This is a genomic window from Paenibacillus sp. AK121 (assembly GCF_019042715.1).
Taxonomy (GTDB): Bacteria; Bacillota; Bacilli; order Paenibacillales; family Paenibacillaceae; genus Paenibacillus; species Paenibacillus polymyxa_C.
On record NZ_JAHPJM010000018.1, the window covers coordinates 72,350 to 83,618 of the forward strand.

Below are 11,269 nucleotides of genomic sequence, written 5' to 3' on the forward strand. Positions count from 1 at the left end.
CGCCTTATCAGGCGGTTTGTCCGCGGTCGAACAGCTTATTGATAACTACAGTTGCGAATAGCGAGATTAATACAAGTAGCACGGATACAGCACACGCATAACCATAGTTGCTCTCCATAAAAGCATAGCGATAAATCATGAATGTAAGTGTATAGTTTGTAGTACCGGGCCCACCATTTGTCATAATCAGCATCTGCACAAACGCCCCTATTCCAGAGGTTATCGCGATAATGAAGCAAAATTTGTACGTTTCTCTCATTAAAGGAAGCGTAACATGCAGATGCGCTTTCCATTTGCTGCAACCGTCAATCGTGGCAGCCTCAAAGTAGTCTTCGGGTATTGACTTAACTCCCGCATATAACAACGAGAATTGGTATCCCATAAACTGCCAAGCATTAACAAAGGCGATGGCAATAATGGATGTTGTTGGGGAGCTCAACCAATTTTGCTGATACGGAATGTTCAAGAGATCAAACAGTCGGTTGATTAATCCGTTGGTTGGATCATAAATTGCAATCCACAGCTGGCATACCACGGTTACCGATAGGACAACTGGGATAAAATAAGCGGTTTTCAGTATTTTCCGCCCGCGTGTACGTGGGTCCGCACAGATTAGTGCCAATATCGTTCCCAGTCCGATCTGAAAGACTGCCAGTACAATTGCAAAGATCAATCCGTTCTTAAGCGAAGTAGCAAGTAGAGGATCAGAGAACAACTCCCGGTAATTATTCAATCCTGAAAAAGTCAACGTACTCAGGCCATCCCAATCATAAAAGCTGCGAAGAACGGTTTGCAGAACGGGATATATCAGTATCACGCTATACAGTATCAAAGCAGGGAGGAGAAACAGTGCGAGCGCTGATTTGTTCCCCAAATATTTATTCATGTCTTGCTTCCACCCCTTATCTTTGAAACAGCCCCCCAGCGCCTTATGCGCCAAGGGTTGCCGTTTCCTGAATTCTCAGTTTTCTTTATTCAATGTGTTATTCAGATTGCTTACAAAATCGTTTTCTGAAAAGTTGTCTACCATCATATTCTGAGTATTGTCATTAATCGTGTTCTGAATTTTTGTATTACTCAGAAGTTGAGCATATTCCTGCGCATTTGGTAACAACTCTTTAACAACTCGCTGCATCATTGCTGGAACATTGGAGGCCATTGGTTTATCAACTTTCACTGGAACAATTGGACTTCCAAGCTGGGAGTATCTGTACTCTGCTGATTTTGAGGCAAGGAATGCCGCTACCTTTACGGCTGTTTCCTTATTTTTGCTATTCGCTGATACTGCGTAACCTTGTGGAGAACCTGAGCCGTCAATAAAATATTTGGAATTCTCGTAGGTTGCTTCATCCTTTGCAGGCCAGTACATCCAGTCGACTTGATCGCCCAGCTTTTCCTGAGAGCTGTAGATTTCCCATTGTCCATTTACGAACATGGCAGCTTTGCCCTGATAAAATAGGGACGATGCCTGATCATAATTGGTGTTCGTGGCGTTGGCATCGAACAATCCGGCTCTTTGCAGTTGCTTCATCTGCTGTGCCGCTGTTACGAATGCTTCTGGCAATGCTTTTACACCCTTCTCCTCAAGTGCTCCGAATCCACGTGGTTGCTCTCTTGTAACCAGCCCATTATAAAAAGCGGTCGTAATCCATTTTTCTTTAGCAAAGATTGACATCGGTACATAACCAGCAGCTTTCAACTTCTTAGCTGCATCGGCCATCTGGTCAATCGTCTTAAGTGGTGTCTTGATTCCTACCTTCTCAAAAATTGACTTGTTGTAATAGATCATTTGGAATTCAATACCAGTCTCGGGATAAGCATACACATGATTATCAGGAGCTACCAAACGCGATTCCACACCTGGGTTAAGATTCTTTTTGAATTCGGCAGTTGTGTCGTAGTTGTCCAGCACCTCGACATTTTTCGATTTTGCAAAAGTTTGCAGGACAGGCCAATCCGCTAAATAGATATCTGGCATGTTGCCCGTTGCTGCATAAGTTTTAAGCTTCTGCCCCCCGTCCTGCACAGCAGGATCTAGTTCAATTTCTACATCTGGCATCTTCTTCTTGAGCTCTTCCACCGCATAATCGAACGGCTTTATGGTATCGTCATCAAAATGCTGCGCATACACCTTCAATTTAATCGTTCCGTCCCCTGATCCGTTATTGGAAGAGGCTGAGTTGTCTTCACCACAAGCGACCAATCCGACGGACATGGTGAGCACTAGCAAGGCTGCACTCCAAATTCTGAGATTTTTTTTCATTTGTTTTTCCCCCTCATGAAGAGTCTTTGATGATTACGCTTTCATTTGCTTGACTACAGTATACCGCTGCCTCTTTTCTTCTTTAAGGAATAAAACGGGTATTATCAGTAAAAAACGGGACAAATAGAGCAGCGGTCCTCCATATAGGAAAACCGCCAGGCTTAAATCGATGTGTTCTGCCACACAAGGCAGATGCTACCTCTTTTTGAGTTGTTCATATTCAGTGGGTGTCATACCAAAACGTTTCTTGAAACATTTGCTGAAATAATTAGGGTCACTGTATCCTACACTTTCGGCGATTTCTGACAGCTTCCGATTTCCTTTCAGCAAAAGCTCCTTAGCCTTCTTCATTCGGATGTGTGTAATATGATCCACTATGGAAAAGCCAGACTCCTTGCGAAATACGCGGCGCAGGTAGCTGGGATCGACGAATACTCCGCACGAAACCTGCTCAGCAGACAGCTCTGAGTCTGCATAATGTTCCTCAATATAGTTGATCGCCGCCGCAAATAAATTGGAAGCCTTCGTCGGACGCATATTCTCCATCAGTTGGATCAGCTTGCGGTATAGGGTGAGCATCCAACCTTCAGCAGCCTCCCAGGAATCTAACTCCCGCAGCCGTTCGTAAGGAGAATTGTCTCCTCCGTTTTCCCATAGCTGGTCATAAGGAATGCCTCGTTCACTGGCAAAGGAAAGGGCTAAAGATACGATTCCCATAAGCATCGCATCTGCGTATTCGTCTCCCCAGTTATATTTACTAAGCTGACGGATTGCCTTGCGGATCTCCTCTAGCGTTTCACTGTCTTTCATTCGAAGGTCAAGCACAACCGCATCGCGTAGATGGCCCAAATCAGGCATACCTGCTCTGCTATGCAACGCTTCGCCGCTCTGTCCCCTTAACTCTGCGCTTTCGCTCTCCTGTGGAAGCACTGGTAATTTCGGCTTAATACGCTCCAACATTGAAAGCATTTCTTCGGCATTGAACGGTTTCAGCAAATAATCCTGCACTCCAGTTCGAACGGCCTTCTGTAGATATTCAAACTCGTTATGCCCGGATATGAATACAATTACGATTCGTTCGAACTTGACTTTCAATCTCTGGGCTAATTCAATTCCGTCAATAAATGGCATATTGATATCAACGAGGGCAAGATGCGGCTGATGCCGCTCGGCTTCCTGAAGCGCTTCCCGCCCGTTCCTTGCTTCGCAGCAAACTCGAAAGCCGTGACTTTCCCAGTCTATCTTAATTCGCAGAAAGTCTCGGAACAGCGGCTCATCATCAACAATCATCACTTTATACATCTTGGTGTTCACTCCCCTTTGGCAGCGTTGGTAGCGACAGGTCAACAATGGTTCCCTCTCCGAGAACGCTCTGCACGGATATCCCGTACTCCTCGCCAAAATACAGGCTCAGCCGTTGCTGAACACTGTAGGTACCGATTGATCGTATTCCTTCTTTCGGTAAATGTCTGGACATAATGTTCTGAACTTGAACTTCGTTCATTCCCACACCGTTGTCCTCTACCCGGACGATCACCCTATCGTTCTGTTTAAAAGCGAAAATACGGATAAAACCTTTGGTTCCTTTCTTTTTAAGACCATGGTAAATCGAATTCTCGACAAGTGGTTGGAGCGAGAGTTTCGGAATCGGTGTACCCGCAAGTTCTGAAGGGATATCCACTTCATAGCGGAACACATCGGGATAACGGATTTGCAGAATTGTCAGGTAATCATCCGTAATCTGAGCTTCCTTCTCTAAAATAATGAGTTCCCGTCCCTTATTCAGCACCATTCGATAAAAATCTGCCAGCGCCTTCGTAGTATCTCTAGCCTCATCATTACGATCCAACTCATTCAGTGCATAAATGGTATCTAAAGTGTTGTACAGAAAATGCGGTTTTATTTGAGCGGTCATCAGTGCAAGTTCATATTCACGCTTGCGGTTTTGTTCCTGCCTAACTTCATCCAGTAACTCCCTAATCCGTCTTATCATAAAGTTAAAAGCTTCAGCAATGGTACCGATTTCATCTTCTGTTCGGACTGTCGCAACCGATTGTAAATCGCCGGTTACTACTTTTCGCATGGCTCTAGTCAGTTGTTCGAGCGGGCTAACGACCATTTTGGACAGAAAGCTAGCACCGAGCCAGGAAAAAGCAAGACAGAATACGCCGATTAAGAGTGAAAGCCTTACATTTTGCCGGACATCAGCTGTAAGCAGGCTAAGAGAAACAATATTGACTAGCTTCCAACCCATTCGGTTATAATCATTGACCGTTACGAGATTGCCGCCGTCCTCAAATGAGCATGTTTTTGGGGACACATTAGATCCACAGCCTTGGATGGCCTCCGCCAACTGTGAACTCACTGGCTTCATCAGCATCCCATTGTCTTCTGCCACAGCCACACGCATCTCGTTATCTAAAAAATAATAAGATTTGTTCGTATCGGGATCGCTGGAACGAAAATAATCAGACAAACCTTCTTCCTTTACCAAAAGAAAAAGCGTTCCATAGGGGTCGCCGGTGTCTATATTAATGACCATCTTTCCCAGCGTCAAAACCGGAGAGTTTGGATCTGGTGTTAGGAAATCTCTTTTCTCCATATCAAACCAGAGTGCCTGTCCATAACTTTCAGATTCCCTTACCCGTTTGAGCATGCTATCGACTTTGCTATCGTCCCCACTTTCGGTATAAGAAGCGAAAATTGTCCCTTCAGTATCAATAAATACCGCCGCATCTACCTCGCGAAAGATAGACAAGTCAATAGATAGGCGGCTTTGCATCAGGTTTCCAAATTGAACACGATCCATAGCAGTATCAGGTCTAGCGCCGTATGAATCATACATGCGGTTAATATTCGTGACCATAATATTGGCCGCTGTTTCCACACTACTGAATATGTAGTCGGTCCGGGACAGGATAAGCTGCGATTCGTCCACTACGTTGCTGGTAGTTTGCTCTATCAATGAACGGCTGAAAAGTTGATTGGACACAAGTCCAAGAATGAGCAGAGAAATAATGATTAGCGGGAGAAATACCGCTATAACCTTGCTTTTAAAGCGAAGGCGACCAAACCACTTACGAGCTAGGGACAGAATATTCAAATAAACCCCCTCCGTCATCAAAGAATATTCATCATGTTAACACAACTAATCTGAACAGTAGTAGAACTAAAATATTGTTAAAAAAATTCAACGCTCCATCTTGAAAGTGGCAAAAGGATATGTTAGGATAAAGTCGATTTTTAGTAAAATTATTAACTAAAAAGGTGTGAGCTCTTTGGCAACCATTAAAGACATTGCCCGCGAAGCGGGTGTGTCTGCCGCAACCGTTTCAAGGGTTTTAAATAACGATCTGTCACTGTCCGTGAGTCCAGACACCAAAAACAGAATTTTTTTAATTGCTGAACAGCTTGGGTATAAGCCTTCCCGGCTGAGGCAGTTAAAGCGGAATACGGAACGTGCCGGGAAAACGGTCGCCCTCCTGCTGTGGTGTTCCATTGAGGAGGAAAGGGACGATCCGTATTACGCCTCAATCCGCCGTGGAATCGAACTGCGTTGTGAAGAGCTTGGCCTGACATTGGGGCAGACGCTGAGAGGCCGCTCATCTCTCGGCACCTTGCAGAAGGCGGACGGTCTGATTGTCGTAGGAGGCGTTGATCCTGAAGAGGTGTCCAAGCTGTATCCAGACAAGAACACCATTGTCCTTGTTGACCAGTACCATGAGCAGCTAGAATACGATTCCGTACGCCTCCATTTCCGGCAAGCGGTTGATCAGGCACTCGGACATCTGCTCGAGCTTGGCCACCGACAAATCGGATTTATCGGTGGCAAGAGCGACGGAGAGCGAAGGGCGCATTATTTTGAACGATTTATGCGGGAACGAGGATTGTACAATCCTCAATTCGTCCGGGTAGGCGCCTGGAGTACAGCGGATGGATATCTCATGATGAATGAGCTCCTAGCCGAGCAGGAACTACCAACAGCCTGCTTCGCTGCAAGTGATCCGCTCGCCATCGGTGCTCTCCGCGCCCTTCATGGACATGGAGTCAAGGTACCAGAAGATATGGCTGTTGTCGGCTTCGACGACATTGAGATGGCGGCCTTCGTTCAGCCTCCGCTAACTACAGTGCGTGCCTATCCCGAACAGATGGGAAAGGCTGCTGTGCAGCTGCTCTCTGAACGGTTTGAGGGACGTGAACCACCTGCGTACAGCGTGATCGGGACTAAGCTTGTCATACGGGAAAGCTCATGCTTAAACAGTAAAATCAATTCTTAAGAGTCATTTGTCATTGATAAGTATCCTTACGTAAGACAATCGAGATGATAACCCCTAAGGAGTGAATATCATGAACATTCATGTTAACGAGGCGCTTGGTTTGTTTCACCTGCAGTCCAAGGATTGCAGCTATATTATCCAGCTTGTAGAAGGATATCCTGCACATGTCTATTGGGGAGCTCAACTTCATCATGACCAAAGTCTTGCAAGTATATTGGAGCTTAGAGAACGCTGTTCCTTCTCTCCCACTCTCGATTCTTCCAGTCGTACGCTTTCTTTGGATACGCTTCCACAGGAATATCCACAGTATGGAACAAGCGACTTCCGTCAGCCGGCTTATCAAGTTGCGCTTGCCGATGGAACTCGGACTACAGAGCTAAAATATAGTGGTTACCGTATTGAACCGGGTAAACCCAAGCTCGAAGGACTTCCTTCCGTCTATACCGAATCAGATGATGAAGCAACAACTCTCTTGTTGTTCCTCGAGGATCAACACTCAGGCCTTAAGACTACACTGCTTTATACTGTGTTTGCGAACCACAGCGCCATTGCTAGGTCTACTCTTTTTGAACATAAGGGAAGCGCTGTCATGAATATTGGGCATGCGATGAGCGCCTCTGTCGACTTCGCCGATTCCAATTACCAAGCTCTCTATTTATCTGGTGCCTGGGTTCGGGAAAGACATATCCAGCGCCGCGATCTTGGGCCCGGCGCCATTCGCTTGGAAAGCCGACGGGGCTCCAGCAGTCACCAAATGAATCCTTTTCTGGCACTGCTTCGTCCTGATGCAACTGAAGATCGTGGGGATGTGTACGGCTTCAGTCTAATTTACAGCAGCAACTTCGTCGCACAGGCGGAAGTAGAGCAATTTAATCAGACTCGTGTAAGTATCGGAATCAATCCTTTTGACTTCTCCTGGCGGCTTGAACCGGGTCAGTCATTCCAGACTCCTGAAGCCGTGCTGGTCTTTTCCGAAGAAGGTCTTGGAGGCATGTCGCGCACCTATCACCGGCTCTACCGCACACGTCTGTGCCGGGGAACTTATCGCGACAAGGAACGCCCGATTCTCGTGAACAATTGGGAAGCCACATATTTTGACTTCGACGCCGATAAAATTGAGGCGATTGCCAAAGAAGCGGGACCTCTTGGAATTGAGCTATTTGTCCTTGATGACGGTTGGTTTGGCAAGCGTGACAACGATAACAGTTCGCTTGGAGACTGGTTCGAAGACCGCCGCAAGCTACCTGGTGGTCTTACCGATTTGGCCAAACGAGTTAATGAACAAGGATTACAGTTTGGCTTATGGGTTGAGCCGGAAATGGTATCACCTGATAGTGAACTGTATCGCACCCATCCCGACTGGTGCCTGCATGCAGAAGGTCGGCGGCGGACGGAAGGTCGATCCCAATTAGTGCTTGATCTCTCCCGCAAAGAAGTATGCGATTACTTGTACGAGACGCTTAGCTCCGTATTCTCGATCGCTCCAATTACTTATGTCAAGTGGGACATGAATCGTAATATGACGGAGATCGCTTCAGCTACTGCTACTAGCGAACGTCAAAAGGAAACTGCGCACCGTTATATGCTCGGACTATATGATCTGCTAGAACGCCTGACCTCACGGTTCCCGGACATCTTGTTTGAAAGCTGTTCTGGCGGAGGCGGACGATTCGATCCAGGGATGCTCTACTATATGCCGCAGACATGGACCAGTGATGACACTGATGCTATTGAAAGATTGGCGATCCAGTACGGCACTAGCATCGTGTATCCGGCCAGTACTATGGGGGCCCACGTATCGAACGTGCCGAACCACCAGGTGGGACGAAACACCTCCCTCGCTATACGTGGCGACGTGGCAATGAGCGGGAATTTTGGCTACGAACTTGACCTTACTGCATTTATAAATGAAGAAAAAGAGCTCGCTGCCAGACAAATTGCCCAGTATAAAGAAATCCGCTCCCTTGTACAGCAGGGAGATATGTATCGACTTCTTAGTCCGTTTGAAGGCCGAGGCGATACTGCCTGGATGTTTGTTAGCGAGGACCAGTCCGAAGCTTTTGTCGCTTACTTCCGTGTGCTGGCTGAGCCAAATGGACCTATCCGGCGACTAACTCTAAAAGGACTTGACCCAGCCAAAAAGTATATAATCGAAACCGGTGCGACCGGCAATACTTCAGATCCTATTAATACCTCGACTGAAGATGGCGTTTCCCCTTTCCGTGTAGCGTTTGACGGCGAATTTTTTGGAGGTGACCGCTTAATGAAAATTGGGCTTGTTGTCTCGGATCTTACTGGGGATTTTGCCAGCTCTACCTTCCGCCTTAAAGCGATCTCCTGCTAATCAAAATGAAGGGATTTGCTTCAATATCGCAATAGGAAATAAAAAGAGAAACGGATTCGTTCTACAACGAATCCGTTTCTCTTTATTCAGACATCTCAGTTTATAACAGTCCTTGATTTTCCTTTTTCATATCATACTATACAATTTTAACCTGCTAGAGTCTGACTTCAATTTCTTATTATCTAGTATTCTAAAGATGCATGGTTCAGTACGGGAGGCATTGAAAGTACACTACTCGGTAGTTCCATCAAACTTGCTATTTCATAAGTAGGTTGAATGCCGGACGTATTTGTTTTTCCGGAAGGGTTGAACCAGCAAGTGTCAATTCCGTACTTATTCCCTCCTTGAATGTCCGAGGTTAAAGAATCCCCCACCATAAGGACCTTACTTTTATCTGAAATAGCTAGCTTGGTAAATGCGTAATCAAAAATTTCAGCCTGCGGCTTTTGGTAACCCACTTCTTCTGAAATAACTATCTGCTCAAACACATGACGCAGCGGGGAAAGCTGAATTCTGGAGGTTTGGACCTCTTTTATTCCATTCGTAATAATCGCCAAACGATACTCAGATAGTACGTCACATAATTCAACCGCTCCGTCCATCAAAAAAGCTCCTTCACCCAAATAACGTAAATAAGCAGCACTAAAGGCGTCTGGATTGAAGTCTAGCTTATGAACAGTAAACAATCGTTTAAATCTTTCCACCCGCAGCTGTGCCGAGGTAATAAGTCCTTCCTCTGCCTCTCGCCACAACGAACTGTTGATCTCATCATAGCTAGATTTATACTCAGTGGCCCCTTGCGGCAATCCAAATTGGGCAAACGTATTATGTAGCGCATGACTCTCTGCCATTTTAAAATCAAACAGCGTATCGTCAACATCAAATAAAATAATTTTGTATTTCATAACGACCCCCAACCTCCATGTCATAACTTTGCTATATGGTTAAGTTCCATGAACTATAGACTTGTCCCAGATAGGATATAGAAAAACGGAAATAGACTATCAATACAGCATGATCTCCCGGTAATTATACAGAACCTCATTGATTCGTCAAGTCATGGAATACGCCATAATTGAATTAAACTTGCTGATCCTTGCTATTGTGCTCCAAATATCAAAAAAGTCGACTCCTTATAATAGGAATCGACCGTTTTAAAATCCTAGTGATTTTCATTAATCCATTCGGTTAATGTTTGATCAAAATAATGAGGTTCTTCAAACATCGGATTATGCCCACTATGTTCAAAAACCACCTTTTTTACGTTCGTATAGCTATCATCGACCCGATCCCATAATGAAACAGGCGCGACTAAGTAATCAGATCTCCCAAGACCAATAAACACGGGCTTATCGACATCCGCCAAGGACTGTATCAAATCCATCTTTCCGAAGGCTTCTCCCCATAAATAATCAATGATAGGCATGTTTGTGTGCACATCATTCCACATATAAGCTGCATCATAGGTATAATCATAAAAGCTTTGTGCTCCCATACGTATACACATGTGAACAAATCTTCTGTCGGGCTCTCTTTTGATATCATTCTCTAATAAAGCAATTTCCTTTTCAAAACGGTCCTTTCTTTCTGGACTGGCCGTTTCATAAAAGAATGAAAAGCTTTGCCGCTGTCTTTCTTGGCTGTTCGTAGGTGCTGAATTTAATAGCACCACTTTTTCAACATAGCCTGGGAATTGTTTAGCATATTCCAAAGCCATAAAAGCATGCCCGGAATGCCCTAATATAATAAATGTATCTATATGAAGGCATTGTCTTGCTGTTTCTAAATCATTAATGACTTTATCCAAAATATAGTCTTCTGGTTTTAAAGCACGAGTCGGTTTTGCAAACCCTCTATGATCTAAGAAAATAAACTGAAACTTTTTATATAAATGGTCTGAAAATAAGCGAGGATAATATACACTACTGCCGATCACCAATATCGGCTTTCCGTTACCTCTTATAGTATATTTCAGCTCAAATCCATCACTAATAACCGTTTGATAAGTGCTCATCTTCATCGTCTCCTTTTCTTCTTTAAATCACTCCCTTTCCGTTGTTTAAATCCCTTGTATTCTCCATAGATCGTTCCAGCACTACAACTCACCTCTGAAAGTCTGTTTATTTTATGAGAAAAGTTTAACATGATTTTTTCTAAAACAAAACCGAATTTGGATCTTCTAATCTTGCCGTACAAGTCAGAGATACAAAGTGGCAAAAGGAAATTACCGTAAACTTCAAGCCTTAAGTGTCCTCCAGCAGCAGCACTATACAAGGAACAACCAGAATATTTAGTGCTTTTAACTAAGGGCATGCCATGAGCCTTTCATATGAATGATAAATGAATCGGATATACAAAAAGAACACAGCCATTAAGGCTGTGCTC

General features: G+C 44.8%; 8 protein-coding genes. 2 read left to right on the forward strand and 6 right to left on the reverse strand.

Going from position 1 to position 11,269, the window contains the following annotated elements; all coding sequences use genetic code 11:
* Nucleotides 1–7: 7 nt before the first annotated feature.
* The 4 genes from KSP24_RS23140 to KSP24_RS23155 all read right to left on the reverse strand — a co-directional run bounded on the left by KSP24_RS23140 (nucleotide 8) and on the right by KSP24_RS23155 (nucleotide 5,366).
* On the reverse strand, nucleotides 8–886 hold the full coding sequence (locus KSP24_RS23140; protein WP_216976890.1) for a carbohydrate ABC transporter permease: 879 nt from the start codon (nucleotides 884–886) through the stop codon (nucleotides 8–10).
* 75 nt (nucleotides 887–961) lie between these two features.
* Entirely contained in the window at nucleotides 962–2,263 is a 1,302-nt protein-coding gene (locus KSP24_RS23145) for an ABC transporter substrate-binding protein (RefSeq protein WP_025678389.1), read from the reverse strand.
* Between the two features lie 195 nt (nucleotides 2,264–2,458).
* Nucleotides 2,459–3,565 (reverse strand): response regulator transcription factor, encoded by a 1,107-nt coding sequence (locus KSP24_RS23150; RefSeq protein ID WP_216976892.1) that lies wholly within the window; start codon nucleotides 3,563–3,565, stop codon nucleotides 2,459–2,461.
* A complete protein-coding gene (locus tag KSP24_RS23155; protein ID WP_014599749.1) occupies nucleotides 3,558–5,366 on the reverse strand; it encodes a sensor histidine kinase in 1,809 nt (602 codons plus the stop codon). The genes KSP24_RS23150 and KSP24_RS23155 overlap by 8 nt, the downstream gene beginning before the upstream one ends.
* A 175-nt stretch (nucleotides 5,367–5,541) precedes the next feature.
* On the opposite strand from KSP24_RS23155, the gene KSP24_RS23160 reads away from it, so the two are divergent.
* A complete protein-coding gene (locus KSP24_RS23160) occupies nucleotides 5,542–6,540 on the forward strand; it encodes a LacI family DNA-binding transcriptional regulator (RefSeq protein WP_216976894.1) in 999 nt (332 codons plus the stop codon).
* A gap of 70 nt (nucleotides 6,541–6,610) precedes the next feature.
* Entirely contained in the window at nucleotides 6,611–8,884 is a 2,274-nt protein-coding gene (locus KSP24_RS23165) for an alpha-galactosidase (RefSeq protein ID WP_216976896.1), read from the forward strand.
* Between the two features lie 182 nt (nucleotides 8,885–9,066).
* Here KSP24_RS23165 and KSP24_RS23170 read toward each other — a convergent pair whose 3' ends face one another.
* The gene (locus KSP24_RS23170) at nucleotides 9,067–9,789 is read right to left on the reverse strand and encodes a YjjG family noncanonical pyrimidine nucleotidase (protein WP_216976898.1); all 723 of its coding nucleotides are present in this window, start codon (nucleotides 9,787–9,789) and stop codon (nucleotides 9,067–9,069) included.
* 257 nt (nucleotides 9,790–10,046) lie between these two features.
* The gene (locus KSP24_RS23175; protein WP_216976900.1) at nucleotides 10,047–10,898 is read right to left on the reverse strand and encodes an alpha/beta fold hydrolase; all 852 of its coding nucleotides are present in this window, start codon (nucleotides 10,896–10,898) and stop codon (nucleotides 10,047–10,049) included.
* Between the last annotated feature and the right edge of the window lie 371 nt (nucleotides 10,899–11,269).